Source organism: Achromobacter sp. FW305-C-30-7, from assembly GCF_058783105.1.
The window spans coordinates 324344-351143 of record NZ_JBYSYI010000006.1; the positions used below are offsets into that span (position 1 = coordinate 324344).

The following is a 26800-nucleotide window of genomic DNA, read 5'->3' on the forward strand; positions in this document are numbered from 1 at the left end:
GGTTTCATGGTGGGATGAACAAGGATAAGAGGACTATGAAAAATTCCAGCTTGCGCAGGGAGCTGCTGTGGTTCGTGTTCGCGATCGGCGTGGCCGTACTGGCCCTGGGCGCCTGGGACGCCTGGGAGCGCCGCGCCGAGATGGTGGCCGAGCGCAAGACCGCATTGCGCCACGTCCTCGATCTGGCATCCAGCATCGTGCGCAACGGCAAGCAAAGCGTGCGCGAGGGCATGCCTCTGGATGAGGCCAAGCGCAATGTGACGCGACGGCTGGCGCAACTGCGCTATGGCGAGGACGGTTACGTGGGCGCCTTCGGCGACGGCTACGACCTGCTGGTGCACCCCGATCCCAAGCTGGTCGGTACCAATGTCCGGTCCGTCAAGGACAGCGCAGGGCAGCCGATCTTCGAAAACCTCTACGCCCAGGGCAAGGCCGGCGGCGGCTATACGCGCTACCAATTCCCGCGGCCGGGAACGGAACAGGCGCTGCCCAAGATCAGTTACGCCGCCTACGACGCCGACTGGGGCTGGCTGTTGTTCACAGGCCTGTACGTGGATGACGTCGATCAGGCGTTCTATGCCACCTTGTGGCGGCAGGGCGGCGTGACGCTTGGCCTCCTGGTGCTGCTGTTGGCGGCGGCGTTGCGCTTTTTCCGCTCGCACGTCCTCGGTCCGCTGGACCAGGCCGTCGCGGTATGCGAACGCGTGGCCAATGGCGATCTGTCCGGCAGCGTGCCGCGCAACCAGCGCGGCGAGATCGGCCGCCTGTTCGACGCCCTGGCGCGGATGCAGGAACGCCTGGACGGGGCGGTGCGCAGCATCGTGCATTCCACCACCTCGATCGCCGCGGCCTCGCGGCAGATCGCGGCGGGCAGCATGGACCTGTCGGACCGTACCGAGAAACAGGCCGCCGCGTTGGAGCAGACCGCCGCCAGCGTGGAGCAAATCACCGCCACCGCGCAGCAGAGCGCGCAACACGTGCGCGAGGTCAGCGCGCTGGCCGGCCAGGCAGCGCAACTGGCCCGGCAGGGCAGCGATGAAACGCAGCATGCCATCGACGCCATGCGCGAGATTTCACATAGCTCGCAGCGCATCGACGAGATCATCCGGCTGATTGACGAGATCGCGTTCCAGACCAACATCCTGGCGCTGAACGCCGCCGTGGAAGCCGCAAGGGCCGGAGAGCAGGGCCGGGGCTTCGCGGTGGTGGCGGGCGAGGTGCGCGCGCTGGCCCAGCGCTCGGCCACCGCCGCCAAGGAAATCAAGACGCTGATCGAAGCGTCGGCGGATTCGGTGGCGCGTGGCAGCCAGCGCGTGGAGCAGGCCAGCGCGACGATGGGCAACGTGCTGGAGTCGGCCGCCACCAGCGCGCCGCTGATGGGTGAGATCGCCACGGCCTCGGCCGAGCAGAGCGTGGGTATCGAGCAGATCAACCAGGCCGTGACGCATCTGGACGGCGTGACGCAGCAGAACGCCGCGCTGGTGGAAGAGTTCGCCGCGTCGGCTGCCGCCCTGCGCGACCAGGCGGGCGAACTGGCGAACGCGGTGTCCGTCTTCAGGCTGTCTGCAGCCGGCTAGGCGAGCCCTGCACCGCGCTCATGGCCCGTTGCAGGCGTTGTCCAAGCTCGCGGCTGGCGCTGGTCATGGGCATGCGCAGCTCGTCGGCGATCAGCCCCTGCAGGGCCAGGGCGCGTTTGATCGGCGCGGGATTGGGTTCGGCAAACAGCAGTCGGATCAGGCCGCGCAGCGGCTCGAACAGTTCGCGCGCGGCTTCCGCGTGGCCGTCGCGGGCCAGCTGCATGACCTCGACATAGCGCTCGGGATAGATATGCGCGGCGGCCGGGATGGCGCCGCGGCCGCCGGCCAGGAAGTGGTCCAGCAGCGCGATGTCTTCGCCGCATAGCGGGGCCAGTGCGCTGCGCCGGTTCAGCGCCGACAGCACCGAGGGATTGCATTCCTTGACGGCGCTGAAGTTGGGCAGCGCGGCCAGCGCCTCCATGGTTTCGACCGTCATCGTCACCCCGGCGCGCTTGGGGATGTTGTACAGAATGATGGGCCGTTCCGTGGCCCAGGCGATCTGACGATAGTGCCACAGTATGCCGGCCTGCGACGGTCCCAGGTAGTAGGGCGGCGGCACCAGATACCCGGCCGGCCGATACTTGTCCAGGCGCCGGATCGCGGTTGCCACGCCGCGCGTGTCGACGCCGCCCGCGCCGAACACTAGCGGCAAGGCGTGCGGATCGCTGGATATGGCTTCTATCATGTCGATCTTTTCCGGCATGCTGAGCAGATTGCCTTCGCCGGTGGATCCGAACAGCACCAGGCCGGCGATGCCCGCGTTGCGGTAGTAGCGGGCCAGCGCCTGGGCGGCGTCCAGGTCCACATAGCCGCCGCGCATCGGCGTGACCATGGGTAGCCAGATGCCCTCGAATGCGGTCTTGCGTGGCATGTCCATGGCTTATTGCACCGTCATCGCAGGGGCCGGACGCACCGCGCCGAACTCGGCGCGAGGCAGGCCGGACATCACTGCGTGCATCAAGGCATCCAGCTGTCCGCGTTCGCATTGCAGCTGCAGCACGCTTTGCGCATGGGCGTGATCCACCGACAGTACGTAGACGCCGATGCGATCGCCCAGCGCGCGGTGCAGCGCCAGCCGCACGTTCAGCGCGTCCAGCGTGTCTATCCTGATGGTCAGCGCGACCAGGTCGGCACGGGTTTGCGCGCGCTGCGCGGGCAGGATGCCGGGCATGGGGGAAGGGCGGGCTTGCAGTCGGGGGATCATGGCGGGGGAGCGGGGCGGAGACGCCGCTTGCGGCATTCCGGGGATCCGGTTGGTTGATGACGGTTCCACTATAGGAAGCGCGCCATAAATCCCGCCGATAAAAGCGGACGCGGCGCGTAAAAAACGCGTCAACGTCCGGTTGCGGTCAGAAAGTCTTGGTCAGCGACAGCAGGCCCGTCGCCCGACCCATGTCGCGGCCGCGGGTATTGGTGTAGACGGCGCGGTCGGCATTGGTGTCCAGATAGGCCAGCGATACCGACAGGCCTTGGCCGAAGTCCTTCGTCAGCCCCAGCTTCCAGTCCGTGTAGTTGGCGTGGTCGACGTTGCGCACCAGTTGCCGGCCGAGGTGGGCGTTGAGCGTCAGGCCCCACACGCCCGTATCGAAGTTGCCGGACAGGTCGAAGTACTGGCTGTGCTTGCTGTCCGCGAAACCGAACAGATTGGTCATGGCGATGGAGTACTTGAACATCAGCGGTCCATAGCCGATGCCAGCGTACAGCTCGGTGGTGTCGGGGCTGGTGTAGCCCGACGGATAGTCGCCGGGGTAGTAGTACTGCAGGACGCCCAGGTCTACCGGTACATCCTGCGCGAGGTTGCCTTTGTAGCCGCCGTAGAAGTCCATTTCGACGGGGGCGGAGACTTCGCTGTTGCTGTCGTTGAGCCAGCTGATGCTGGAGTTCCAGTTACCCAGGTAGAAGCCGCTGGAATGAACCAGATCGAATCCGCCCTGGATGGCCGGCTTGTTATTGCTTTGCATCAGGCCGCGGTAGCGGTACTGGCTGGCCAACGTGAGATTGGCCGTCAGCGTGAAATCGGAAGCAGACGGCGCTGGGTCCGGGGGCGCGTCGGCGGCCAGCGCGTTGCCGGCATGAGCGGCGGACAGGGTCAGCAGCGCGAACGCGGCCAGGGTGTGGCGGGGCATGGGAGGGCTCCTGGTGTTGGATGGGATCGCAACAATAGGAGGAACGGCATAAAGGCCGAGACAAGACTTGCGGGCTGCGCGTAAACGCGGCGTCAATGCGCGCCCGCGGCGCGCGGCTCAGCCCGCGAAGCGATAGCCCACGCCGATCTCGGTCAGCAGGTAGACGGGCTGGGCCGGGTCGGCTTCCAGCTTCTGACGCAGATGGCCCATGTAGATGCGCAGGTAATGGTTGCTCTCGACGTGCGACGGCCCCCACACTTCGCGCAGCAGTTCGCGGTGCGTCATGACCTTGCCGCGATGCGCCAGCAGCGCCGCCAGCAGCCGGTACTCCATCGCGGTCAGGTGCACGTGCTGGCCGCCGCGCTCGACCACGCGCTTGGCGAAGTCCACGCGCACGTCGCCGAAGCTGATTTCGGATGCGTTGCCGGCGCCGCCCCTGGCGTGCCGCCGCAGCAGCACGCGCAGGCGCGCCAGCAATTCGCTGACGCCGAAAGGCTTGGTCAGGTAATCGTCCGCCCCTGCATCCAGCGCGGCGACCTTGTCGGCCTCGGCGCTGCGCGCGGACAGCACCAGCACCGGTACTTCGGTCCAGCCGCGCAGCTCGCGGATCAGGGTCATGCCGTCCTCGTCCGGCAGGCCCAGGTCCAGCACCACCGCGTCGGGCTGCCGGGTGCCGGCCTCGATCAGGCCGCGCTTGACGGTATCGGCCTCGTGCACGGCGCAGCCCTCGCTTTCCAGGGCCTGGCGCACGAAGCGCCGGATGTTGGCGTCGTCTTCAATGATCAGGACGGTAGGCTGGTAATCGAACATGCGTGGCGGCGTTCAAGGGGTTTCGGATTGGATCGGGGGCGGCGTGCCCAGGGGCAGGGTGAAGACGAACTGCGCACCGGATTCCTGGCCGGGCGCATGCTCGACCCAGATTCTCCCATGGTGGGCGGCGATGATGGCTTCGCATACGGCCAGGCCCAGGCCGACGCCCGGCGTGGCGGACTCGCGATCGCCGCGCGTGAATTTCTCGAAGATGCGGCGTTCCGCGCCCGGCGGCACGCCCGGTCCGTTGTCGCTGACGGCCACGCGCAGTTCGCCTTCGTGCACGTCCGCATGCACGCGCAGGGTGCTGCCGGCGGGCGTGTACTTGGCCGCGTTCTCCAGCAGATTGCACAGCACGCGCTCGATCAGCACGCCGTCGCATTCCACCAGCGGCAGCTGCGACAGGCTGTCCACGGCGACGCGGTGCGCGGCCAGCGGTTCGCGCATGGCGGCAAGCGAGGCGCCGACCAGTTCTTCGATGGATTGCCATTCCAGGCGCAGCGGCGTGTCGCGGTTCTGCAGCCGCGCCATATCCAGCAGGTTGACGACCAGCGCGTGCATGCGCTGGGCCTGGTCGCGCATGGCGCGGATGGTGTCGTGGATGCCGGGCGGCAATGCCGCCTGCTGGCGCATCAGCGTGTCCGTCATGCCGACCAGGCTGGTCAACGGGGTGCGCAGATCGTGCGATACCGCCGCCAGCAGCGAGTTGCGCAACTTCTCGGATTCCATGCTGACCAGCGCCTGCTGCGCCACTTCCACGTAGTGCAGCCGCTCCAGCGCGATGGCAATGAGGGTGGCGTAGGCTTCGATCTGGCGGCGCGAGTCGGGATTCGAGAACAGGCTGCGGCGCGGGGCCGCCAGCGCCAGCACGCCGCGCGTGCGCATGGGCGCTTTCAGCGGCAGGTACAGCAGCTCGCTGTTGGACAGGGTGGCGGTGCCTGCGCCCGCAGGCTGCCCGTGGTCGTAGACCCATTGGGCCAGCGCCGATTCCAGCGGCGGCATGTCGTCCGCGGCGGGAGACGCCAGCTTCAGCCTGTCGTCCATGCCCAGGATGTACAGCGCGCAGCGCGAGCCGAAGGTGGCATGCACGAAGGCCCCGGCCAGAGTGACGATCTGCTCAGGCAGCAGCGCGGACGACAGTTCGCGCGCGAATTCGTAGAGGCTGCGCGCATCGGCTTCGCGCTTGACCGAGGCTTGCGCCTGCAGCCGCAGGCCGGCTGTGAGCTGGCCGATCAGCAGGCCCACGGACAGCAGCACGCCGAAGGTCAGCAGGTACTGCACGTCCGACACGGCGAACGACGCCAGCGGCTGCACGAAGAAGAAATCGAACAGCCCGACGCTGATGACCGAGGCTAGCCCGGCTGGCCCGCGCCCGTGGCGCAGCGCCACGGCCACCACCGCCAGCAGGAACAGCATGACGATATTGGTCTGGTGCAGGGCCGGGAAGGCCAGCGCGGACAGCGCCGTGGCGGCGGCGCAGTAGCACAGCGCCCAGGCATAGCCCGCCAGCGGCCGCGGATTGCGCTCGTCGGCGCCCAGGCGCGCCCGCTGGCCCAGCGTGAGCGGGTCGCGTCCGGGCGCTGCGGCGGCGGGCAGGGGCGGCGCGCCCAGGCGGATGATGTCGATCTCTGGGCAGCCCGCGGCCAGCATGTCGGCGAAGCTGTGGCGGCGCCACAGCCAGCCCGGTGAGATGGCTGCGGTCAGCACCGCGGACAGCGACAGGCGCAGGCGCTGCAGGCCGCTGGCGCGGGTCCGGCCGATGATGGCCTTGGTAATGTTGTGGCGGCGCACGTAGCGCACCACGGCGTCGACCATGTCGCCGCCGGCCAGGGTTTCGCTGCGCGCGCCCAGCGCATCGGCCAGGGCCAGGCTGCGCTGGATGCGTTCCTGTTCGGCCTGGGGCGGCGGCGCCGCGCGCGGCGTGTCGATGGTGACCACGTGCAGATCGCATTCCAGCTGCTGGCTCAGGCGGTGCGCGCTGCGGATGACGTATTCGGCGTCCACGTCCGGGCCGATGCAGGCGACCACGGCCTCGCGCGTGCGCCACACAGGCTCGATGGCGCGGTCGCGGCGATAGGCCTGGACGTCGTCGTCGACATGGTCGGCGGTGCGGCGCAGCGCCAGCTCGCGCAGCGCGATCAGGTTGCCCTTGCGGAAGAAATTGCGGGTGGCGTGGCGGGCCTGCTCGGGCAGGTAGACCTTGCCTTCTTTCAAGCGGCGCAGCAATTCGTCGGCCGACAGATCCACCAGGATGACTTCGTCGGCCGCGTCGAAGACCTCGTCGGGTACGGTCTCCCAGACGCGCACGCCAGTGATGCTGCCTACCGCTTCGTTCAGGCTGTCCAGATGCTGCACGTTCAGCGTGGTCCAGACGTCGATGCCGGCGGTCAGCAGTTCCTGGATATCCTGCCAGCGCTTGGCGTGACGCGAGCCGGGCGCGTTCGAGTGGGCCAGCTCGTCCACCAGCACCAGGTCCGGGTGGCGGGCCAGCGCGCCGTCCAGGTCGAATTCCTTCAGCACGTGGCTGCGGTACGGCACGTCCTGCAGCGGCAAGACGGGCAGGCCCTCCAGCAGTGTGGCGGTTTCGCGCCGGCCGTGGGTTTCGACGATGCCGGCCAGCACCTCGATGCCCTGGGCGGCCTGCGCGCGGGCCGCCACCAGCATGGCGTAGGTCTTGCCCACGCCGGCTGAAGACCCGAAGTAGACGCGCAGCTTGCCGCGCACCGCCTGGCGCGCGGCGTCGTCCAGGGTCTTCAAGAGCGCGTCGGGATCGGGACGCTCGCCAGCGATATCAGCCATGAACGCGCAATAGGTGGGAGGGAACGGCTGGCAATACTATACGCCGCGGCATCAGCGCGCCGGACGCAGTTGGTCCAGCGCCAGGTTCAGCGTCAGGACGTTGACCGCGGCGTCGCCCAGCACGCCTAACCAGGGCTTTTCGGTATGGGCCTGGATCAGGGCGTCGACCTGCGCACGCGGCAGGTTGCGGGCGCGCGCGACGCGCTCCGCCTGGTAGGCCGCGGCAGCCGGACTGATGTGCGGATCCAGCCCGCTGCCGGAGGCGGTGACCAGGTCCACCGGCACGGGCACGGGGTTGGCCGGATCGGCCGCCTTCAGCGCGGCGATGCGGGCCTGGATGGCGTCGGCCAGCGCCGGATTGCGCGGCCCCAGGTTCGAACCGCCGGAGCCGGCGCCGTTGTATGGCATGGGCGCAGTGGCGGACGGACGGCCCCAGAAGTAGCCAGGCGAGCTGAACGACTGGCCGATCAGTTCCGAGCCCACGACGCGTTCGCCCTGCTTGATCAGCGAGCCGGCCGCTTCGTGGGGGAACACGGCGGCGGCGATGCCCGTGGTCAGGAAGGGGTAGGCCAGGCCGGTCACCAGCGACAGCGCGGCGAAGACGACCAGCGCCGGGCGCAGGATGCCGCCTTGGCGCGGCAGGGTAGTGGAATTTTTCATGATGAGTTCCTTGCAGTGTGGGGCTCAGGCCCAGCCCAGGGCGGCCAGCACCATGTCGACCAGCTTGATGCCGGCAAACGGCACCAGCAGGCCGCCCAGGCCATAGATCAGCAGATTGCGACGCAACAGCACGGCCGCGCCCAGCGCCCGGTAGCGCACGCCCTTGAGCGCCAGCGGGATCAGCACCACGATGATCAGCGCGTTGAAGATCACGGCCGACAGGATGGCCGAGGCCGGTGTGGCCAGGCCCATGATGTTGAGCACGTTGAGCTGCGGATAGACGGTGGCGAAGGCGGCCGGAATGATGGCGAAGTACTTGGCCACGTCGTTGGCCACGCTGAAGGTCGTCAGCGCGCCGCGGGTCATCAGCATCTGCTTGCCGATTTCGACGATCTCGATCAGCTTGGTGGGGTTGGAATCCAGGTCCACCATATTGCCTGCCTCCTTGGCGGCCTGGGTGCCCGAGTTCATCGCCACCGCGACGTCGGCTTGCGCCAGCGCGGGCGCATCGTTGGTGCCGTCGCCCGTCATGGCAACCAGCCGGCCTTCGGCCTGATAGGCGCGGATCAGCTTGAGCTTGGCCTCGGGCGTGGCTTCGGCCAGGAAATCGTCCACCCCGGCTTCGGCGGCGATGGAAGCGGCCGTGAGCTTGTTGTCGCCCGTGATCATCACGGTCTTGATGCCCATGCGGCGCAGTTCCGCGAAGCGCGACTGGATGTCCGGCTTGACGATGTCTTTCAGCTCGACCACGCCGAGCGCGCGGTTGCCGTCGCTGACCATCAGCGGCGTGCTGCCGCGGCGCGCCACGTCTTCGGCCAGGCGCAGGGCCTGCTCCGGCACCGTCGCGTCCTGCGCGGCCAGCCAGGCCTGCACGGCGTCGACCGCGCCCTTGCGGATCATGCGGCCGTTCAGGTTCACGCCGCTCATGCGCGACTGCGCGGTGAAGGGCACGAACTCGGCGTGCGCCATGGCCGGAGCCGGGGCGTGGATGGACTTGTCGGCAAGTGCGACGATGCTGCGGCCTTCCGGCGTTTCGTCGGCCAGCGAGGCCAGGCGTGCGGCATCGGCCAGTTCGCGCGCGGACACGCCGGGCGCCGGCAGGAAGGTCGAAGCCTGGCGGTTGCCGAAGGTGATGGTGCCGGTCTTGTCGAGCAACAGCACGTCCACGTCGCCCGCGGCTTCGACCGCGCGGCCCGAGGTGGCGATGACGTTGGCGCCCATCATGCGGCTCATGCCCGCCACGCCGATGGCCGACAGCAGGCCGCCGATGGTGGTGGGAATCAGGCAGACCAGCAACGCGACCAGCACCGTCACCGTGACGGCGGAGCCGCCGCCGGCGGCGTTGACCGCGTAGATCGAGAACGGCATCAGGGTCACGACCACCAGCAGGAACACCACGGTCAGGCCGACCAGCAGGATGGTGAGGGCCAGTTCGTTCGGCGTCTTCTGGCGCTTGGCGCCTTCGACCATGGAAATCATGCGATCCAGGAAGCTCTCGCCCGGATCGGCGGCGATACGCACGAAGATCCAGTCCGACAGCACGCGGGTGCCGCCAGTGACCGACGAGAAGTCGCCGCCGGATTCGCGGATCACGGGCGCGGATTCGCCGGTGATGGCGCTTTCATCCACCGATGCCACGCCGGCGATGACCTGGCCGTCGCCGGGGATGGTTTCGCCCGCTTCGACCAGCACCACGTCGCCCCGGCGCAGCAGGCCCGAGGGCTGGCTGACGGTTCGGCTACGCCACTCGCCCGGCTGCGCCGTGCTGGCGTCGACGTCGCGAAAGCCCTTGAGCAGGCGGGCATCGATGGTGGTGCGCAAGCCACGCAGCGTGGCCGCCTGTTGCTTGCCGCGGCCTTCGGCCAGGGCTTCGGCGAAGTTCGCGAACAGCACCGTGAACCACAGCCACACGCTGATCGCCAGGATGAACCCGGCGGGCGCCTCGGCCTGGCCGCGCAGGGCCATGATCCACAGCACCGTGGTCAGGATGCTGCCCACGTAGACCACGAACATCACGGGATTCTTCAGCTGCGCGGCGGGCGAGAGTTTGCGCAGGCTGTCCAGCACGGCGGGGCCGACCAGGGCGCGCGACCACATGCCGAACTGGCGTTCATGGGCGCTGCTAGCCGCGGCGCGGGCGGCGCCGCCGCCGGCACCAGTAGTAGAGATTTCAATCTTGGCCATTTTCATTCCTAGCCTTTCAATTGCAGGTGTTCCGCGACCGGACCCAGAGCGAGCGCGGGCACGTATGTCAGGGCGCCTACCAGCAGCACCGCGCCGATCAGCAGCACCACGAAGAGGGGGCCGGTGGTGGGCATGCTGCCGGGGCCGGCGGGATGCCGGCGCTTGGCGGCCAGCGAACCCGCCATCGCCAGGATGGCGACGATGATGGCAAAGCGGCCGAACCACATGGCGATGCCCAGCAGCACGTTGTAGAACGGCGTGTTGGCGGACAGTCCGGCGAAGGCGCTGCCGTTGTTGTTGGCGGCGGACGTCAGGGCATAGAGGATTTCGGAGAAACCGTGGATGCCGGGGTTCAGCACGCCGGCCTGGCCGGCCGCCACCGAGACCGCCAGGGCCGTGCCGCAAAGCACCAGCAGCGGCGTGGCCAGGATGACGATGGAGACCATCTTCATGTCGTAGGCCTCGATCTTCTTGCCCAGGTATTCCGGGGTGCGGCCTATCATCAGCCCGGCGATGAAGACGCCCAGGATGGCGAAGGCCAGCATGCCGTACAGGCCCGAGCCCACGCCGCCGAACACGACCTCGCCCAACTGCATCAGCAACATCGGCGTCAGTCCGCCCATGGCGTTGAGCGAATCGTGCATGCCGTTGACCGCGCCGCAGGAGGCCGCCGTGGTGACGGTGGCGAACAGCGAGGTGGCGGCGATGCCGAAGCGGGTCTCCTTGCCCTCCATGTTGCCGCCGGGGGAGAAGGCGCTGAGCGTGCTGTCTGCGCTCGCCTGGGCCGCCATCGGGTTGGGCTGCTGCTCGAAGTAGGCGGCGGACAGCGCGAATACCGCGAACAGCACCGTCATGGCCGCCAGGATCGCGATGCCCTGGCGCCGGCTGCCGACCATCTCGCCGAACGAGAAGCACAGCGCGGCGGGGATCGCCAGGATGGCCAGCATCTCCAGGAAGTTCGCCAGCGGCGTGGGGTTCTCGAAGGGGTGCGCGGAGTTGGCGTTGAAGAAGCCACCGCCATTGGTGCCCAGCAGCTTGATCGATTCCTGCGAGGCTACCGGTCCCATGGCCAGGGTCTGGGTCTTGCTGACGGCGGGGTCGGTTACGGCCTGCCCCTTGGCGTCGAGCACGGGCTGGCCATGGGCGTCCATGCGGGGCTGATCGTAGTGCACAGCCTCGACGGTCTGGACTTCCTGGTAGGGGCTGAAGTTCTGGATCACGCCCTGGCTGACCAGCGCCAGCGCCAGCACCAGGGACAGCGGCAGCAACACGTACAGCGTGCTGCGCACCATGTCGGTCCAGAAATTGCCGACGGTGGCCGAGCAATGGCGCGACAGGCCGCGGATCAGCGCGAACACCACCGCGATGCCGGTGGCGGCCGAGACGAAGTTCTGCACCGTCAACGCCAGCATCTGCGTCAGGTAGCTCATGGTCGATTCGCCGCCGTAGCCCTGCCAGTTGGTGTTGGTGACGAAGCTGATGGCGGTGTTCAGGGCGGAGTCCGGCGACACCGCGCCCATGCCGGCGGGATTGAGCGGCAGCACGCCCTGCAGGCGCTGCAAGGCGTAGACCGCGGCGATACCGATGATGTTGAAGGCCAGCACCGCCACGGCGTAGCGCTTCCAGCCCATCTCGGCCTGCGGGTCTATGCCCGCCAGCCGGTAGATGCCGCGCTCTATCGGGCGGCCCCAGGCGGTCAGCCGCGACTGCCCGTTTTCCATGGCGATGCGGATATAGCGCCCGAGCAGGGGCGCGATCGCTAGCAGGACTGCCAGGTATACGACCAGCAATCCGATGAATTCGGCGGTCATCAGAATTTCTCCGGTTTGAACAGCGCGACCAGCAGGTACACGAACAACAGGGCGGCCGTCAGGCCGCTCAGCCAGTAGAGCCAGTTCATGGTTGCTCTCCCGAAGACAAGGCTTCGCAGAATCGGAGCAGGGCGAAGATCAGCCCGGCCATGACGGCGAAGACGGCGATATAAATGGCATCCACGTATTTCCTCCCGGGAGCGGCGCTCCCTTCGAACGACGGGCCTGCGCGGCGGATAGGGATGCGCGCCGGGCAGGCGTATTGACCAATCAGGACACCGGCAGGTTACGGAGCAGGGGGTAAAAACGGGGTATACGTTTGGGAGAGGGATATAAATGAAACGTAAACGCCCGCATTCAGGCCGCTACTGCCTGAATGCGGGCGTGACGCGCACACCGTTATGGATCACACCCAGGCGGCGTGGCGGAGGGGAGTGCGGGGGTGGAGAGGCGTGTGCCGTACCGACTCTAGGGCGTTCAAAAAATCCCAATATTTAGAACACGCAGCTCATGATGCACCAATTTGGTGCGGGAAATATGTAAATGAATGCTCCTTCTTAGGGCATTCCCCTAGTGTGACAATCCCGCTTCTGGTGCAGAATCTCATCCCATGCAGGTGAGGAGACAAAGCCCTGCATGGGCAAATACCGGCGGCACCGGTACATAAAAAAAGTAAAGCAGTACCCAAAAAAAGCAAAACGCACAGCGGCTGGCACCAGGTAGTGCCAGCCGTTGTCGCATAAAAAGCCGGCATTTGAAGTACCCGGGCTTTTCAGGCGCCGCGTTTCGCGATAATCAGACAGGGTCCGCTCACCCAGCTATGCCGGAATCGCGCCTTTCATCCCCAAAGCCAGCCACGACTCCCTATTGGCGCCGCAATCTGCGGCTGATCCTGGTGTTGCTTGTCGTCTGGGCCGCGCTGACCTTCATTCCCGCCTATTTCGCCCGCAACCTGAACTTCGACTTCATCGGCTGGCCGTTCGCGTTCTGGATGGCGGCCTACGGAGCGCCGCTGGCATACCTGATCATCATCGGCATTTACGCCCGGGTCATGAACCGCGCTGATGAAAGCTCCGAAGACGCTGGGGGACACCGCTGATGCCGTTTTTCAGCGGAGATACGCCCCAGCAATTCAGAGTCCGGCTGCGCCGCATCTACGTGCTGTACACGGCGGGCTTCGCGCTGATGATCCTGTTGATGGCGCTGGCCGAGATCCTGGGCATGCCGCGCAACTGGATTGGCTATGTGTTCCTGCTGGTCACGGTCAGCCTGTACGCCGGCATCGGCATCGTCTGCCGGACCTCGGACCAGGTCGAGTACTACGTGGCCGGCCGGCGGGTGCCGGCGATCTACAACGGCATGGCCACGGCCGCCGACTGGATGTCGGTGGCGTCCTTCATCGGCGTGGCGGGCACGCTCTACCTGACGGGCTATGGCGGACTGGCCTACATCATGGGTTGGACCGGCGGCTACGTGCTGGTGGCGATGCTGCTGGCGCCCTACTTGCGCCGCTTCGGCCAATACACCATTCCCGACTTCATGGGCGCGCGTTATGGCGGCAACATGCCGCGCCTGGCGGGCGTGGCCTGCGCCATTCTCTGTTCCTTCACCTATCTGGTGGCGCAGATCTACGGCGTGGGCATCATTACCACCCGCATGACCGGGATTTCGTTCGAGCTAGGCATCTTCGTGGCGCTGGGCGGCATGCTGGTCTGTTCGTTCCTGGGGGGCATGCGCGCGGTCACCTGGACGCAGGTGGGGCAGTACATCATCCTGGTGATCGCCTATCTGGTGCCGGTGGTGTGGCTGTCGATCAAGCACACCAATATGCCCGTGCCGCAGCTGTCGGCGGGCGTGGTGCTGCAGCAGGTCACTGAAAAAGAGGTGTACCTGCAGAACGATCCCTCCGAAATCGAGGCGCGCCGGCTTTGGCAAGAGCGCGCCAACGAGATGGGCCGCCGGGTGGCGGCATTGCCCGAATCCTGGACGCTGGAAAAGGACAAGCTGCGCAGCCGGCTGGCCCAGCTCAACGCCACCGATGCGCCCATGGTCGAGATCCGCTCGGCGGAGCGCGAGCTGTCCAGCTACCCCGGCAGCGTGGAAGAGGCGCGCATTGCATGGTCGCAGTCCAAAGCCACTTTCGAAGCGCGGGCCGCGCCGGCCACGCCGCATGCGGAACCCTTTCCCTCCAAGGACCCGGAAGAGCAGCGCAACATGCGCATCAACTTCCTGGCGCTGGTGCTCTGTCTGATGCTGGGCACTGCGGGCATGCCGCATATCCTGATGCGTTCATACACCACGCCTTCGGTCATCGAGGCGCGCAAGTCGGTATGCTGGTCGCTGCTGTTCATCCTGCTGCTGTACTTCATGGCGCCGGCGCTGGCGTTGCTGGTGAAGTACGAGGTCTATACCCAGGTGGTGGGATCCAGCTTCCTCAGCCTGCCCAATTGGGTGCATGCCTGGAGCGCCGTCGACAGCAATCTGCTGGACGTGACCGACGTCAACCGCGACGGCATCGTGCAGCTCAGCGAGATCAGCATGGGCGCCGACGTGGTGGTGCTGGCCATGCCGGAAATCGGCGGCTTGCCCTACGTGATTTCGGCCCTGGTGGCGGCGGGCGGCCTGGCCGCGGCGCTATCCACCGCCGACGGCTTGTTGCTGACGCTGTCCAACTCCCTGTCGCACGACATGTGGTATCGCATGGTGTCGCCGCGCATGTCGGCGGCGCGCCGCGTGATGGTGTCCAAGATCCTGTTGCTGCTGGTGGCTTTTGGCGCCGCCTGGGTGGCCGCGCGCAAGCCGGCGGACATACTCTTCATGGTGTCGGCGGCGTTTTCCTTCGCGGCTTCGTCCTTTTTCCCGGCGCTGGTCATGGGCGTGTTCTGGCGCCGCGCCAACAAATGGGGCGCGACGCTGGGCATGGCGGCGGGGCTGGCGGTGACGTTTGCCTACATGACGCACACGCATCCGTGGCTGCGCGAATGGGTGCTGGGCATATCGCGCACGCAGCCGGTGGACCTGTGGTGGGGCATCCAGCCGATCGCGGCGGGCGTGTTCGGCGCGCCGGTGGCTTTCCTGACGATCATCGTAGTGTCCCTGCTGACGCCGCCGCCCGACCGCGCCACGCTGGCGCTGGTGGACTATCTGCGCCATCCGGGCGCGTCCAAGCCGCAGGGGGAGCGCGCCTAAGGAGTGCCGCAGGCGTCGGCCTTCCGGTTTTCCGGGTCGATGCAGGACGCCCACTGCGCCGCGGGCATGGCCTGCAGCAAGGTATAGGTCTGGCCGGGCGCCCATAGCCATTGCACGCCGCCCGGCGTCCGGCCGGCGGCGTCCCAGATCCGCTTGCGTTGCGCGGCGCTCATGAGGAACTGTCCGTTGCTGTCGCTGGTGCCTTTTGCCAGGACCTGGGCGGGGTCGCGCTTGGCGGCATAGATGCTGGCCGCGCCCTCGGCCGTCTTCCGGGGCTGCACGACGGTCCAGTCGTAGTGGTACGAGTCCAGCGCCGGCGCTTGCCAGCTCGGGCCGGGCAGTACCAGCACGGCGTACGGGTTCGGGCTGGCGCGGTAGGGCAGCCCCAGCACGGGAGGCTCGTCCGCCCATGTCTTCCGTTGGCGTAAATAGCGCTGTGCCTCGCGGCCTTGGGCGTCGTGCGTCACGACTTCGAACGCGTCGTCGGATTTTTCTTGATACGAAATGGTGCGCAGGAGCCGGCCCGCTTCGTCATGCACGTAGCGGGTCACAGGCCGGGACGCTGCGGCGCAATCGTTGGCGCCCAGCTCGGCCAGCCAGCCGTGGGCGTCGTAGCGCAGGCAGAACCGTGCTGGCGGGTTGCGGCGGCCGTCCCAAGCGCGCGAGCGTTCTTCGTAGCCCGTCAAGCGGCTGCTGGCGTCATAGTAGAAGCGCGTTTCCGCGTGCGGCGCGGGGAGCGCGGCCACGCCCGATTCCCGGGCTTCCTGCACGGCGCTGGCGCTGTAGCGGGCAATGCCGCATAAATGCCGACGGCCGTCCGCGCCGGTCTCCCAGCGCAGCATGGTGACGCCGATGCGGGTGTCCGGCGCGGCCGCGTAGACCGACCAGTCCACACGTTCTGCCCAGATGACGGCGGTGGCGCGGGCGCCCGTGTCGATGGCCACGCCAGGCAGCCACGAGCGGATGCGCGAACCGTCCAGCGCCAGCAAGGTGTTCGTGTCGTCCAGCGAAACGTCCATCACTCCGGTTTCGCGCTGCGCGGACGCGGCCAGCGGTTCGCAGAGCGCGCTCGCCAGCCCGGGCATCATGGACAGCGCCGTCAGCGCCAGCAGCCGCAGCGTGCAATCAGAGCGTGGCATTGTGCAGGTAGGCGATCAGCCCCCAGAGTTCGCTGCTGACGCCGCCCAGGCGCAGGGCGCCATCGCGCGTGTCCATCAGCAGGAAGGGGTAGGCGTTGCGCTCCAGCTTGCCGGGAGGCGGCAGCCGGTAAGGCGTGAAGTGTTCGCCCGACAGCAGATAGGTATTGGCCATGTCGCCGACATCCACATGCAGGTACCAGACGGTCAGGTCCGTGACGTTGAGAGCCGGGTCCGCTTCGGGGTATATGCCGCCCTGGCCGGCAGGGATGGCGCTGTCCAGCACGGCCATGAGCACGGCGCGCGGGCCGGGTCTTGGAAAGTAGCCGCCTTTGCCGCCGCGCTGCGTGAAGGCCTGGCGGATGAACCCCGCGCCGCGCGTGCCAGGCGTCACCGTGCGGGTGAACAGCGCGTCCAGTTCGGTCTCCGAGAGCGGGCGGGGCGTGGCGGACAGCCGGTCCAGGTCTTGCTTGAAAGCGGTGAGCCAGGTGCGGTAGCGCAGGAGTTCGGCGGCGCGGTTGAATTCCTGGGCCCAGGCGTTGCTTGCCGTCAGAAGGCCCAGGCCGCCCAGGCACAGAGCCGCCGCCAGCCAGCGGCGGATGCGGAAGTACGCCGTCGGCTGGGCGCGGGGCTTCAATGCGAAACGGATTTCGAGAAGACGTTCATCACCACCACGCCGGCGATGATGAGTCCGATGCCGATCAGCGCGGGCGTGTCCAGGTGTTGCTTGAACAGCACCGCGCCCACGATGGAAATCAGCACGATGCCCACGCCGGACCAGATCGCGTAGGCGATGCCCACGGGAATTTCGCGCAACGTCAGCGACAGGAAATAGAACGAGATCAGGTAGCCGACCACCGTGATGATGGACGGCGTCAGGCGCGTGAAGCCTTCGGATCCCTTGAGCGCGCTGGTCGCGAAGATTTCGGCGATGATGGCCACGCCCAGGTAGAGCCATTTCATTTGCGCGATCCTTCGGATTGCCGCAGCAGCACCAGCAGGGCGCCGGCGCCGCCTTCGCGTTCGGGGGCCTCGGAAAATGCCAGCACTTCGCTTTTCTGCACCAGCCAGGTGCGGGCCTTGTCCTTCAATACCGGCTCCAGCCCCTGCGAGCCGTAGCCCTTGCCGTGCACCACGCGCACGCAGCGGATGCCGTGTTCCTGGCATTCGTCCAGGAACGACAGCAGGGCGTGGCGGGCCTGTTCCACCCGCAGGCCGTGCAGGTCCAGTTCGGCGCCGGCGCGCCATTGGCCGCGGCGCAGGTTGCGGGCGGTATCGGGCGCGGCGTCGCTGCGCACGAAGGCGGTGCCGCCTTCGGACAGCAGGTGCGTGATTTCACCGCCATCGGAGACGCCGGCATCGGCGCGCGCGGGCGCTTCGCCCAAGGCATTGGCGCGGCGCAGCGCGGGCGCGGGTTCCGCCACGGGCTTGTGTTCCACCCGGGCGGCCTGCTTGATCGGCGTGACCGACTTCATGGTGCGCTTGAACGCCGCCATGTCGTCCACGGGGGCGGTTTCGGGCTTTTTCAGCACCGCCACCCGCTGGGCGAGGGCGGCGCGCTCGCGTTCGGCCTGCAGGTCTTTCTTCAGGCGTTTCAGGTCGGCCAGGCCGACCTTACTGCCCCGCATTCTCCAGCCACCGTTGTGCGTCCAGCGCGGCCATGCAGCCCGTGCCGGCGCTGGTGATGGCTTGGCGGTAGACGTGGTCCTGCACGTCGCCGGCGGCGAACACGCCCGGGACCGAGGTCATGGTGGCCATGCCGGACAGGCCGCTCTTGGTGACGATGTAGCCGTCCTTCATTTCCAGCTGGCCCTGGAAGATTTCGGTGTTGGGCTGGTGGCCGATGGCAATGAAGGCGCCGGTGACCGTCATGTCCTCGGTGGCGCCGGTGTCCACGTGGCGTACACGCACGCCGGTCACGCCGCTGTCGTCGCCCAGCACTTCTTCCAGGGTATGGAACAGCTTCAGTTCCATGTTGCCGTTCTCGACCTTGCTCATGAGCTTGTCGACCAGGATGGGCTCGGCGCGGAACTTGTCGCGGCGGTGGATCAGGGTGACCTTGCGGCAGATGTTCGACAGGTACAGCGCTTCTTCCACGGCGGTATTGCCGCCGCCGACCACGACCACGTCCTGGTTGCGGTAGAAGAAGCCGTCGCAAGTGGCGCAGCCGGACACGCCGCGGCCCATGAAGGCCTCTTCCGAGGGCAGGCCGAGGTACTTGGCCGAGGCGCCGGTGGCGATGATCAGGGCGTCGCAGGTGTAGATCTTGCCGGTGTCGCCCGTGAGGGTGAACGGGCGCTTGGACACATCGACCTTGGCAATGTGGTCGAAGATCATTTCGGTGTTGAAGCGTTCGGCGTGCTTCTGGAAGCGCTGCATCAGGTCCGGACCCTGCACGCCATCGGCGTCGGCCGGCCAGTTGTCGACGTCCGTGGTGGTCATGAGCTGGCCGCCTTGGGCCAGACCTGTAACAAGAACAGGGCTCAGATTGGCGCGTGCCGCATAGACGGCCGCCGTGTAACCGGCAGGGCCGGAACCGAGTATCAAAACTTTAGCGTGCGTAGGCGTGGACATGGGCGGGTATCTTTAGGTTAACGCCCAATTATAATGAGCCGCATGCCGCGTATCTCGACTGCTTCTCCGCGCGCCTCGCGCAACACCCGTAACGGGCCTTCCCCCCTGCAGACGCGCTTGTCCGCGTTGCTGCGTGAAGCCCGCTGGATCCTCTTCGCCGCCCTGGCGGCCTGGCTGACGTTGGTGCTGGCCACCTGGAACGCCGCCGACCCGGGCTGGTCGCATTCCGTCCCCGCCGGCGCCATCCACAACCGGGGCGGGACCCTGGGCGCCTATCTGGCGGACATCCTGCTCTATCTGTTCGGTTTTTCCGCCTGGTGGTGGGTAATTCTGCTGCTGCACCGGGTGCGGGCGGGCTATCGCCGCCTGGCCAGCCACCTTCGCGTTACCAATAGTAAGCAGCCGGAAGTGTTGCCCCGCGTCCACTGGGAAGAGGGCATCGGTTTCTTCCTGCTGCTGGTGGGTTCGCTGGGCATGGAAGCCCTGCGCCTGGCCAGCCGCGGCACGCACCTGCCGGGCGCCTCGGAAAATACCAGTGGCGCGGGCGGCGTGATCGGCCAGACGCTGGCCGACCTGATCGGCCGCAGCATCGGCTTCACCGGCAGCACCCTGGCCTTCCTGGTCATGCTGGCCATCGGCCTGAGCCTGTTCTTCTCGTTCTCGTGGCTGTCCATCGCCGAACGCGTGGGCTCCTGGCTGGAAGGCCTGGTGCGCCGCGTCCGCGATTCCTATGCCGCGCGCGAAGACCGCAAGGTCGGCGAGGTCGCCAAGGCCGTGCGCACCGAACAGGTCGTGGCCAAGCAGGAAAAGCTGGTCCATGAGCAGCCGGTCCGGATCGAACCGGCGATTACCGTGGTGCCCAAGTCCGAACGGGTCGAAAAGGAAAAGCAGCAGTCGCTGTTCTTCGCGCCCTCGGGCGGCGCCGAAGGCGACCTGCCGGCCATCAGCCTGCTGGATCCGCCCTTGGCCAACCAGGAAACGGTGTCGGCCGAGACCATCGAATTCACCTCGCGCCTGATCGAAAAGAAACTGGCCGACTTCGGCGTGTCGGTCACCGTGGTGGCGGCGCAGGCCGGTCCGGTCATCACGCGCTACGAAATCGAGCCCGCCACGGGCGTGAAGGGCAGCCAGATCGTCAACCTGGCCAAGGACCTGGCGCGCGCGCTCAGCCTGGTCAGCATCCGGGTGGTGGAAACCATTCCGGGCAAGAACCTGATGGGCCTGGAACTGCCCAACCCGCGCCGCCAGATGGTGCGCCTGTCCGAGATCCTGGGTTCGCAGACCTATCACGCCAGCCATTCCGTCGTGACGATGGCGCTGGGCAAGGACATCGCCGGCAACCCGGTGGTGGCCGACCTGGCCAAGATGCCCCACCTGCTGGTGGCGGGTACGACGGGTTCGGGCAAGTCGGTGGGGATCAACGCCATGATCCTGTCGCTGTTGTACAAGGCGGACGCGTCCCATACCCGGCTGATCCTGATCGATCCGAAGATGCTCGAAATGAGCGTCTACGAAGGCATTCCGCACTTGCTGGCGCCGGTGGTCACCGACATGCGCCATGCTTCCAACGCGCTGAACTGGTGCGTGGGCGAAATGGAAAAGCGCTACCGCCTCATGAGCAAGATGGGCGTGCGCAACCTGGCGGGCTACAACACCAAGATCCGCGACGCGATCAAGCGCGAGGAACCCATCCCCAATCCGTTCTCGCTGACTCCGGACGCACCCGAGCCGCTGTCGCCGCTGCCCACCATCGTGGTGGTCATCGACGAACTCGCCGACCTGATGATGGTGGTCGGCAAGAAGATCGAAGAACTGATCGCCCGCCTGGCGCAGAAGGCGCGCGCCGCCGGCATCCACCTGATCCTGGCCACGCAGCGTCCCAGCGTGGACGTGATCACCGGCCTGATCAAGGCCAACATCCCGACGCGCATCGCGTTCCAGGTGTCGTCCAAGATCGACTCGCGCACCATTCTGGACCAGATGGGTGCTGAAACCCTGCTGGGCCAGGGTGACATGCTCTACATGCCGCCGGGCACCGGCCTGCCGGTGCGCGTGCACGGCGCGTTCTGCAGCGACGACGAAGTGCATCGCGTGGTGGAAAGCCTCAAGGCGCAGGGCGAACCCAACTACATCGAAGGCCTGCTGGAAGGCGGCTTGGACGGTGACGGCGGCGAAGGCGCCAGCAGCGTCACCGGCATCGGCGGCGACGCCGAATCGGATCCGATGTACGACCAGGCGTGCGAAGTGGTGCTCAAACACCGCCGCGCCTCCATCTCGCTGGTGCAGCGCCACCTGCGCATTGGTTACAACCGTGCTGCCCGGTTACTGGAGCAGATGGAGCAATCGGGTATGGTGTCGGCGATGCAGTCCAATGGCAACCGCGAGATCCTCGTTCCCGCAGCCGCCGCCGCCCGAGAGGAAGCTTGATGAAGATGTTTCGCCAACTGGCCGCCGTCGCGGCCCTGAGCCTGGCGCCCGCCCTGGCGTTCGCCGCCAGCGCGCAGGAGCAGTTGCGCGCCTTCGTGGCCACGGTGACCTCCGCCACCGGCTCCTTCTCGCAGTACACGGTGAACAACCAGGGCCGCACGCAGCCTGCCCAGACCGGCGTGTTTTCGTTCCAGCGTCCCGGCAAGTTCAAGTGGGCGGTGCAGAAGCCGTATGAACAGCTGGTGGTGTCGGACGGTCGTCAGGTGTTCCAGTTCGATCCGGACCTGGCCCAGGTGACCGAACGCAAGGTCGACGCCGCCATCGGCACCTCGCCCGCGGCCATCCTGTTCGGCTCGGGTTCGCTGGAGCAGTCGTTCGACGTTTCGGCCCTGCCGTCCAAGGACGGGATCGACTGGCTGCGCGCCAAGCCGCGCACCGCCGATGCGGGCTTTTCGCGCGTCGACATCGGCATGAAGGACAACCTGCCGGTGCGCGTGGAACTGCTGGATTCGTTCGGACAAACCACCCGCGTGGATCTGTCCGGTATCGCCGCCAATCCGCAGCTGCCGGCGAAGGAATTCCAGTTCGTCGCGCCGAAGGGCGTGGATGTGGTGAAGATGTGAAAAAAAAGCCTGGCAACGCCAGGCTTTTTCTTGCGTGGTGTCCGCTTAGGGACGCTTATACGCAATACAGTCGACCTCTACCTTGGCGTCGACCACCAGCGACGATTGCACGCAGGCCCGCGCCGGCGGATTCTCTCCAAAGTACTCCTTGAACACCTTGTTGAACGACGCGAAGTCGCGCGCGTCGTCCAGCCAAACGCCGCAGCGCACCACGTGTTCGGGGCCGTAGCCCGCTTCTTTCAGGATCGCCAGCACCTGCTGAATGGCCTTGTGCGATTGGGTCACGATGCCGCCTTCGACGACTTCGCCATTGTCCATCGGCACCTGGCCGGACACGTGCAGCCAGCCGTCGGCCGCGACCGCGCGGGCGAAGGGCATGTGCGAGCCGCCCTGGCCGGTGCCGCCGGCGACGCCGTAGCGGGTGATGCCGTTGTTGTCGGCGGTGGGAGCAGTGCTCATGGTTCTCTCCTTGGAATGAGGGTCGGTCTGGCGCAGGGCGCCTATTGGAAGTTCTTGCGCAGGTCGCCGCTGCGAGGCAGCCAGCGGCCGGCGCGGTCGCCGGTGGCCTCGCCCTGGCGGTAGGACAGGGCGCCATTGACCCAGACCGCCTCGATGCCGGCGGCGGTCTGCACCGGGGCGGCGAAGGTGGCGCGGTCGATGACCGTGGCCGGATCGAACAGCACCAGGTCCGCGTGGTAGCCCTCGCGCACCAGGCCGCGCTCGGCCAGGCCGAAGCGCGCGGCGGACAGGCCCGTCATCTTGTGCACGGCCTCGGTCAGCGGGAACAGCCCCACGTCGCGGCTGTAGTGCCCCAGCACGCGCGGGAACGCGCCCCACAGCCGCGGGTGCGGCATGGGATCGTTGGGCAGGCCGTCGGAGCCCACCATGGTAAGCCGGTGCGACAGCACGCGGCGCACGTCGTCTTCGTGCATGTTGTGGTACACAGCGCCCGCCGGCTGCAGACGCGCCGCCGCTTCCAGCAAGGGCAGGCCCCAGTCGGCGGCAATGTCCGCCAGCTTGCGGCGGGCCTGCTCCGGATGCGGCACGGACCAGGTGATGTCGATGTCGAATTCGTCCGTGACCTGCTTCAGATCCAGCGTGGACGAGCTGGCGGAATAGGGATAGCAGTCGCAGCCTACGTGTTGCAGGCGGCCCGCGGTTTCCAGCGTGGCCAGGACTTCCTTCGTGCGGCCCCAGTTGCCGGCCCCGGCGCACTTCAGGTGCGAGACCACCACCGGCACGCGGGCATGTTGGGCGATGTCGAAGGCTTCCTGCATGGCTTCCAGGATGGTCGCGAATTCCGAGCGCAGGTGGGTGGTGTAGAGCGCGCCGAATTCGTCCAGGGCCTCGGCCAGCAGCTTGACCTCGTCGGTATCGGCGTCGAAGGCGGAGGCATAGGCCAGTCCGGTGCTCAGGCCGACGGCGCCGTGCGCCAGCGCATCGCGCAGCTGTGCGCGCATGGCCAGAACTTCGTCGCGCGTGGCGGCGCGGTCGAGCCGGTCCATGTGGTTGCTGCGCAGGGCGGTGTGGCCGACCAGCGCCGCCACGTTCACGGCGGGCTGCGCGGCCTCGATGGCGCGGGTGTAGTCGGCAAAGGTGGGATAGCTGAAGTCGGCGCGGGACCCCAGCAGGTTCATCGGATCCGGCGGTTCGCCGCGCAAGGCCACGGGCGAGGCGCTGATGCCGCAGTTGCCCACCACCACGGTGGTAACCCCCTGGGACAGCTTGGGCAGCATGTCCGGCGTGCGGATGACGTTGGTGTCGTCATGCGTGTGCACGTCGATGAAGCCCGGGGCCAGCGCCAGGCGGGTGCCGTCGAAAAGATGGCGGGCGGACGCGCCGGGCAGGTCGCCGATGGCGGCGATGCGGCCGTCGGCCAGCGCCACGCTGGCGCGGTAGGCGGGTTCGCCGGTGCCGTCCAGGACCAGCACATTGCCTATGAGGGTGTCGTACATCTTGTGTTCCAGTTCAATCGCCCAGCGGCAGGCGGTTCGGGCCGCCGCGGTGTTCGTCCAGCGCCAGTTTGATGCGGCGCAGGCGCTCCCGGTTTTCTTCCTGGTTCAACATGGCCAGTTCGGTCGAGAGCAGGTCTATGGCCAGCATCATCGCGTAGCGCGACGCCGAGGGTTTGTAGATGAAGTCGGTTTCGTCGGTGCGGATGGGCAGGACTACGTCGGCCAGTTCGGCCAGCGCCGAGGTCGCGTCGGTGATGGCGACGATGCGCGCCTGGTACTGCTTGACGATGCGGGCCGCGCCCACGATTTCCGGCGTCAGGCCTGACGCCGACAGGATCAGTACGGCATCGCGCTCGTCCAGGGTGGCCGCGACCATGCGCAGCAGCACCGCGTCGCTGTAGACGGCGATGGGGTAGCCCAGCCGCACCAGGCGCGACTGCACTTCCTGCGCCAGCACGGCCGACGCGCCGCCCATGCCGAACACGTAGATCATGCGCGCGCCGTCGACGATGCCGGCGGCCGCTTCGAACAGCTGCTCGGTAAAGTTGGGCAAATGCGCGCGCAGCGTGCTTTCGATGTCGGCGTAGATGCGGGCGTAGAAGGTGCTTTCCTCGGGCGCCGCGCTGGGGTCGAGAAAGCGGCTGCCCACGGTGCTGGCCTGGGCCAGCTTCAGCTTCAGGTCGCGCGTGTCGTCGCAGCCGACCGTGCGGGCGAAGCGCGAGATGGTGGCGATACTGACGCCGGCCTTGGCGGCCAGTTGGTCGACGGTGGCGCTGGCGCCCCAGATGATGTCGTCCAGAATGGCGTCGGCGACTTTGCGTTCGGTCACGCTCAGCGAGTCCCGTCGACTGCGTATCTGGAAGACGATGTCGCGGATGATGTTCATGTGGGCTTCCTGGTTCTGGTCTGGACAGGGCGGCGATCAGGCGGCCAGTTCGGCATCGCCGATGCGCGAACAAGCCACATAGTGGCCCGGACCGACGTTGGCGGCCTGCGCCTCGGTGGTCGCGCAGCTTTCGATGGCGTATGGGCAGCGGGTGCGGAACACGCAACCGGAAGGCGGATTGACCGGGCTGGGGATGTCGCCCTTGAGCAGGATACGCGAGCGCGGCGCGCGCGGGTCCGGCACCGGCGCGGCGGACAGCAGCGCGCGGGTATAGGGATGGCGGGGGCGGGCATAGACCTCGCTGGTGGGGCCGCGTTCCATGACGCGGCCCAGGTACATCACCACGACCTCATCGCACAGATAGTCCACCACCGCCAGGTCGTGGGCCACGAACAGCATGGTCAGCCCCAGGTCGCGCTGCAGGTCCTGCAGCAGGTTCAGCACCTGAGCCTGCACCGAGACGTCCAAGGCCGAGACCGGCTCGTCGGCCACGATGAAGTCGGGCTCAACCGCCAGGGCGCGGGCGATGCCGATGCGCTGGCGCTGGCCGCCCGAGAACTCGTGCGGATAGCGGCGGCTGTGGTCGGCGTTCAGTCCCACGCGTTCCAGCAGCTCGCCGATGCGGGCCATGCGGCGGTTCTGTGCCAGGCGGTGCGTGTCCAGCGCCTCGCCCAGGATCTCGGCCACGGTCATGCGCGGGTTGAGGCTGGCGTAGGGGTCCTGGAACACGATCTGCATGCGGCGGCGCCAGGGCAGCATCTGCTTTTCGGACAGCTTGGTGATGTCCTGGCCGTCGAACAGGATGCGTCCGGCGGTGGGCGCGAACAGGCGCAGCAGGGCGCGGCCCGTGGTGGTCTTGCCGGAGCCGGACTCTCCGACCAGACCGACGATGGTGTTGCGCGGCACGTCGAAGCTGACGCCGTCCACGGCCTTCACCACGGGGGCGTTGCGCGCCTGCGAGGTGGGGAAGTGGACTTTCAGGTCCTGGATCCGCACCAGCGGCTCTTCGGCGCGGATGGGAATGGGGCTAGTCGTCATATCGGATTCACCTTGATGCAGCGCGCGCGGTGTTCGGTCTGCACCGGCATGAGTTCAGGCACGGCGGCGCGGCAGTCGTCGGCGGCCAGCGGGCAGCGCGGCGCGAAGGTACAGCCGGGCGGCAGCGACAGCACGCTGGGCACGTTGCCGGGAATGGCGCGCAGGCGTTCGCCGGAGGCCAGCAGGGCGGCGGTGGGAATGCAGGACAGCAAACCGCGGGTGTAGGGATGCGTGGGCTTTTCGAACAGGTCGTAGACGCCGGCGTCCTCGACCACGCGGCCCGCGTACATGACCGCCACGCGATGCGCGATCTCGGCCACCACGCCCAGGTTGTGCGTGATGAACAGGATGCTCATGTTCATCTCGGCCTGCAGCCGGCGCAGCAGGTCCAGGATCTGCGCCTGCACGGTCACGTCCAGCGCGGTGGTGGGCTCGTCGGCGATCAGCACGGCGGGGTTGCAGGCCAAGGCCAAAGCGATCATCACGCGCTGGCGCATGCCGCCCGACATCTGGTGCGGGTACTCGTTGACGCGGCGGTCGGCCGCCGGGATTTCCACGCGTTCCAGCATTTCGCGGGCGCGCCGGAGCGCGGCGTCATAGGAGCCGCCTTCGTGCTGCAGCACGGCCTCGGCGATCTGGTCGCCCACCGTGTACAGCGGGTTCAGGCTGGTCATGGGCTCCTGGAAGATCATGGCGATTTCGGCGCCGCGGATCTTGCGCAGGGTGGCGGGCGTGGCCTGGGCCAGATCGTGCTGCGCGCCCTGGCGGTCGCGGTACAGGATCCTGCCGGCCTCGATGCGGCCGGCCGGCTTGGGCAGCAGGCCCATGATGGACAGGCTGGTCACGGACTTGCCGGAACCGGACTCGCCGACGATGGCCAGCGTTTCGCCGCGGGCCAGGTCGAAGGTCACGCCATCCACCGATTTGGCGATGCCGTCGCGGCTGTGGAACCAGGTCTTCAGTCCTTCCACGGAAAGCACGACGTCTCGGGTGCTTGCGGTCATG

General features: G+C 67.4%; 24 protein-coding genes. 5 read left to right on the forward strand and 19 right to left on the reverse strand.

From position 1 onward, the window contains the following. The first annotated feature begins 35 nt into the window (after positions 1 to 35). On the forward strand, positions 36 to 1577 hold the full coding sequence (locus tag AC3WOB_RS21370; RefSeq protein ID WP_492276105.1) for a methyl-accepting chemotaxis protein: 1542 nt from the start codon (positions 36 to 38) through the stop codon (positions 1575 to 1577). On the opposite strand, the gene AC3WOB_RS21375 is transcribed toward AC3WOB_RS21370, so the two are convergent. The 9 genes from AC3WOB_RS21375 to kdpF form a co-directional block, all read right to left on the reverse strand. Then, positions 1555 to 2454, reverse strand: a complete 900-nt coding sequence (locus AC3WOB_RS21375) for a 4-hydroxy-tetrahydrodipicolinate synthase family protein (RefSeq protein ID WP_492276106.1) — start codon at positions 2452 to 2454, stop codon at positions 1555 to 1557. The genes AC3WOB_RS21370 and AC3WOB_RS21375 overlap by 23 nt on opposite strands. 3 nt (positions 2455 to 2457) lie before the next feature. Next, the gene (locus AC3WOB_RS21380; RefSeq protein WP_492276107.1) at positions 2458 to 2781 is read right to left on the reverse strand and encodes a hypothetical protein; all 324 of its coding nucleotides are present in this window, start codon (positions 2779 to 2781) and stop codon (positions 2458 to 2460) included. A gap of 145 nt (positions 2782 to 2926) precedes the next feature. Beyond that, a complete protein-coding gene (locus tag AC3WOB_RS21385; RefSeq protein WP_492276108.1) occupies positions 2927 to 3703 on the reverse strand; it encodes a TorF family putative porin in 777 nt (258 codons plus the stop codon). A 117-nt stretch (positions 3704 to 3820) separates the two neighbouring features. Further along, positions 3821 to 4513, reverse strand: a complete 693-nt coding sequence (gene kdpE / locus AC3WOB_RS21390) for a two-component system response regulator KdpE (protein WP_088138719.1) — start codon at positions 4511 to 4513, stop codon at positions 3821 to 3823. 12 nt (positions 4514 to 4525) lie between these two features. Further along, positions 4526 to 7312: a DUF4118 domain-containing protein gene (locus tag AC3WOB_RS21395; protein WP_492276109.1), complete on the reverse strand. Its 2787-nt coding sequence runs from the start codon at positions 7310 to 7312 to the stop codon at positions 4526 to 4528. A 51-nt stretch (positions 7313 to 7363) separates the two neighbouring features. Then, entirely contained in the window at positions 7364 to 7972 is a 609-nt protein-coding gene (gene kdpC, locus AC3WOB_RS21400) for a potassium-transporting ATPase subunit KdpC (RefSeq protein WP_492276110.1), read from the reverse strand. Between the two features lie 24 nt (positions 7973 to 7996). Further along, positions 7997 to 10156 carry a potassium-transporting ATPase subunit KdpB gene (kdpB, locus tag AC3WOB_RS21405; RefSeq protein ID WP_492276111.1) on the reverse strand — a complete coding sequence of 720 codons (2160 nt, stop codon included), beginning with the start codon at positions 10154 to 10156 and terminating at the stop codon, positions 7997 to 7999. An 8-nt stretch (positions 10157 to 10164) separates the two neighbouring features. After that, positions 10165 to 11967, reverse strand: coding sequence for a potassium-transporting ATPase subunit KdpA (gene kdpA, locus AC3WOB_RS21410; protein ID WP_492276112.1), 1803 nt, complete (start codon positions 11965 to 11967; stop codon positions 10165 to 10167). Further along, positions 11967 to 12056, reverse strand: coding sequence for a K(+)-transporting ATPase subunit F (kdpF, locus tag AC3WOB_RS21415; RefSeq protein ID WP_013391886.1), 90 nt, complete (start codon positions 12054 to 12056; stop codon positions 11967 to 11969). The genes kdpA and kdpF overlap by 1 nt, the downstream gene beginning before the upstream one ends. Positions 12057 to 12787: 731 nt before the next feature. Between kdpF and AC3WOB_RS21420 the strand changes: the two genes are divergently transcribed. Both AC3WOB_RS21420 and AC3WOB_RS21425 read left to right on the forward strand, forming a co-directional pair. Further along, the gene (locus AC3WOB_RS21420) at positions 12788 to 13066 is read left to right on the forward strand and encodes a DUF4212 domain-containing protein (protein WP_492276176.1); all 279 of its coding nucleotides are present in this window, start codon (positions 12788 to 12790) and stop codon (positions 13064 to 13066) included. Beyond that, a complete protein-coding gene (locus AC3WOB_RS21425; RefSeq protein WP_207468747.1) occupies positions 13066 to 15156 on the forward strand; it encodes a sodium:solute symporter family protein in 2091 nt (696 codons plus the stop codon). Before AC3WOB_RS21420 ends, AC3WOB_RS21425 begins: the two co-directional genes overlap by 1 nt. Here the strand turns inward: AC3WOB_RS21425 and AC3WOB_RS21430 are convergent. From AC3WOB_RS21430 to trxB, 5 genes are read right to left on the reverse strand one after another with little or no spacing between them, the layout of a single operon-like run. Continuing rightward, on the reverse strand, positions 15153 to 16295 hold the full coding sequence (locus tag AC3WOB_RS21430; RefSeq protein ID WP_492276113.1) for a hypothetical protein: 1143 nt from the start codon (positions 16293 to 16295) through the stop codon (positions 15153 to 15155). The genes AC3WOB_RS21425 and AC3WOB_RS21430 overlap by 4 nt on opposite strands. Then, positions 16282 to 16929, reverse strand: coding sequence for a hypothetical protein (locus tag AC3WOB_RS21435; protein WP_492276114.1), 648 nt, complete (start codon positions 16927 to 16929; stop codon positions 16282 to 16284). Before AC3WOB_RS21435 ends, AC3WOB_RS21430 begins: the two co-directional genes overlap by 14 nt. Continuing rightward, entirely contained in the window at positions 16926 to 17255 is a 330-nt protein-coding gene (locus AC3WOB_RS21440) for a DMT family transporter (RefSeq protein WP_013391892.1), read from the reverse strand. The genes AC3WOB_RS21435 and AC3WOB_RS21440 overlap by 4 nt, the downstream gene beginning before the upstream one ends. Continuing rightward, positions 17252 to 17920 carry a Smr/MutS family protein gene (locus AC3WOB_RS21445; RefSeq protein WP_492276115.1) on the reverse strand — a complete coding sequence of 223 codons (669 nt, stop codon included), beginning with the start codon at positions 17918 to 17920 and terminating at the stop codon, positions 17252 to 17254. The genes AC3WOB_RS21440 and AC3WOB_RS21445 overlap by 4 nt, the downstream gene beginning before the upstream one ends. After that, complete coding sequence (gene trxB, locus AC3WOB_RS21450) at positions 17907 to 18866, reverse strand: thioredoxin-disulfide reductase (protein WP_207468743.1); 960 nt, start codon at positions 18864 to 18866, stop codon at positions 17907 to 17909. The genes AC3WOB_RS21445 and trxB overlap by 14 nt, the downstream gene beginning before the upstream one ends. A gap of 42 nt (positions 18867 to 18908) precedes the next feature. Between trxB and AC3WOB_RS21455 the strand changes: the two genes are divergently transcribed. Next, positions 18909 to 21293, forward strand: a complete 2385-nt coding sequence (locus tag AC3WOB_RS21455; RefSeq protein ID WP_085947787.1) for a DNA translocase FtsK — start codon at positions 18909 to 18911, stop codon at positions 21291 to 21293. After that, positions 21293 to 21916, forward strand: coding sequence for an outer membrane lipoprotein chaperone LolA (lolA, locus tag AC3WOB_RS21460; protein WP_492276116.1), 624 nt, complete (start codon positions 21293 to 21295; stop codon positions 21914 to 21916). Before AC3WOB_RS21455 ends, lolA begins: the two co-directional genes overlap by 1 nt. Positions 21917 to 21961: 45 nt before the next feature. Here lolA and AC3WOB_RS21465 read toward each other — a convergent pair whose 3' ends face one another. From AC3WOB_RS21465 to AC3WOB_RS21485, 5 genes are read right to left on the reverse strand one after another with little or no spacing between them, the layout of a single operon-like run. Continuing rightward, a complete protein-coding gene (locus AC3WOB_RS21465) occupies positions 21962 to 22375 on the reverse strand; it encodes a RidA family protein (protein ID WP_013391897.1) in 414 nt (137 codons plus the stop codon). Positions 22376 to 22416: 41 nt separating this feature from the next. Then, on the reverse strand, positions 22417 to 23871 hold the full coding sequence (locus tag AC3WOB_RS21470) for an N-acyl-D-amino-acid deacylase family protein (protein WP_013391898.1): 1455 nt from the start codon (positions 23869 to 23871) through the stop codon (positions 22417 to 22419). 13 nt (positions 23872 to 23884) lie between these two features. Further along, on the reverse strand, positions 23885 to 24757 hold the full coding sequence (locus AC3WOB_RS21475) for a MurR/RpiR family transcriptional regulator (protein ID WP_492276117.1): 873 nt from the start codon (positions 24755 to 24757) through the stop codon (positions 23885 to 23887). Positions 24758 to 24793: 36 nt separating this feature from the next. Beyond that, a complete protein-coding gene (locus AC3WOB_RS21480; protein ID WP_013391900.1) occupies positions 24794 to 25795 on the reverse strand; it encodes an ABC transporter ATP-binding protein in 1002 nt (333 codons plus the stop codon). Next, on the reverse strand, positions 25792 to 26799 hold the full coding sequence (locus tag AC3WOB_RS21485) for an ABC transporter ATP-binding protein (protein WP_013391901.1): 1008 nt from the start codon (positions 26797 to 26799) through the stop codon (positions 25792 to 25794). Before AC3WOB_RS21485 ends, AC3WOB_RS21480 begins: the two co-directional genes overlap by 4 nt. Between the last annotated feature and the right edge of the window lies 1 nt (position 26800).

Bases quoted from the DNA above. Each gene is read 5' to 3' on its own strand.
- AC3WOB_RS21370 (WP_492276105.1), top strand. From the start codon at position 36: ATGAAAAATTCCAGCTTGCGCAGGGAGCTGCTGTGGTTCGTGTTCGCG.
- AC3WOB_RS21375 (WP_492276106.1), bottom strand. From the start codon at position 2,454: ATGGACATGCCACGCAAGACCGCATTCGAGGGCATCTGGCTACCCATG.
- AC3WOB_RS21380 (WP_492276107.1), bottom strand. From the start codon at position 2,781: ATGATCCCCCGACTGCAAGCCCGCCCTTCCCCCATGCCCGGCATCCTG.
- AC3WOB_RS21385 (WP_492276108.1), bottom strand. From the start codon at position 3,703: ATGCCCCGCCACACCCTGGCCGCGTTCGCGCTGCTGACCCTGTCCGCC.
- kdpE (WP_088138719.1), bottom strand. From the start codon at position 4,513: ATGTTCGATTACCAGCCTACCGTCCTGATCATTGAAGACGACGCCAAC.
- AC3WOB_RS21395 (WP_492276109.1), bottom strand. From the start codon at position 7,312: ATGGCTGATATCGCTGGCGAGCGTCCCGATCCCGACGCGCTCTTGAAG.
- kdpC (WP_492276110.1), bottom strand. From the start codon at position 7,972: ATGAAAAATTCCACTACCCTGCCGCGCCAAGGCGGCATCCTGCGCCCG.
- kdpB (WP_492276111.1), bottom strand. From the start codon at position 10,156: ATGGCCAAGATTGAAATCTCTACTACTGGTGCCGGCGGCGGCGCCGCC.
- kdpA (WP_492276112.1), bottom strand. From the start codon at position 11,967: ATGACCGCCGAATTCATCGGATTGCTGGTCGTATACCTGGCAGTCCTG.
- kdpF (WP_013391886.1), bottom strand. From the start codon at position 12,056: ATGAACTGGCTCTACTGGCTGAGCGGCCTGACGGCCGCCCTGTTGTTC.
- AC3WOB_RS21420 (WP_492276176.1), top strand. From the start codon at position 12,788: ATGCCGGAATCGCGCCTTTCATCCCCAAAGCCAGCCACGACTCCCTAT.
- AC3WOB_RS21425 (WP_207468747.1), top strand. From the start codon at position 13,066: ATGCCGTTTTTCAGCGGAGATACGCCCCAGCAATTCAGAGTCCGGCTG.
- AC3WOB_RS21430 (WP_492276113.1), bottom strand. From the start codon at position 16,295: ATGCCACGCTCTGATTGCACGCTGCGGCTGCTGGCGCTGACGGCGCTG.
- AC3WOB_RS21440 (WP_013391892.1), bottom strand. From the start codon at position 17,255: ATGAAATGGCTCTACCTGGGCGTGGCCATCATCGCCGAAATCTTCGCG.
- AC3WOB_RS21445 (WP_492276115.1), bottom strand. From the start codon at position 17,920: ATGCGGGGCAGTAAGGTCGGCCTGGCCGACCTGAAACGCCTGAAGAAA.
- trxB (WP_207468743.1), bottom strand. From the start codon at position 18,866: ATGTCCACGCCTACGCACGCTAAAGTTTTGATACTCGGTTCCGGCCCT.
- AC3WOB_RS21455 (WP_085947787.1), top strand. From the start codon at position 18,909: ATGCCGCGTATCTCGACTGCTTCTCCGCGCGCCTCGCGCAACACCCGT.
- lolA (WP_492276116.1), top strand. From the start codon at position 21,293: ATGAAGATGTTTCGCCAACTGGCCGCCGTCGCGGCCCTGAGCCTGGCG.
- AC3WOB_RS21465 (WP_013391897.1), bottom strand. From the start codon at position 22,375: ATGAGCACTGCTCCCACCGCCGACAACAACGGCATCACCCGCTACGGC.
- AC3WOB_RS21470 (WP_013391898.1), bottom strand. From the start codon at position 23,871: ATGTACGACACCCTCATAGGCAATGTGCTGGTCCTGGACGGCACCGGC.
- AC3WOB_RS21475 (WP_492276117.1), bottom strand. From the start codon at position 24,757: ATGAACATCATCCGCGACATCGTCTTCCAGATACGCAGTCGACGGGAC.
- AC3WOB_RS21480 (WP_013391900.1), bottom strand. From the start codon at position 25,795: ATGACGACTAGCCCCATTCCCATCCGCGCCGAAGAGCCGCTGGTGCGG.
- AC3WOB_RS21485 (WP_013391901.1), bottom strand. From the start codon at position 26,799: ATGACCGCAAGCACCCGAGACGTCGTGCTTTCCGTGGAAGGACTGAAG.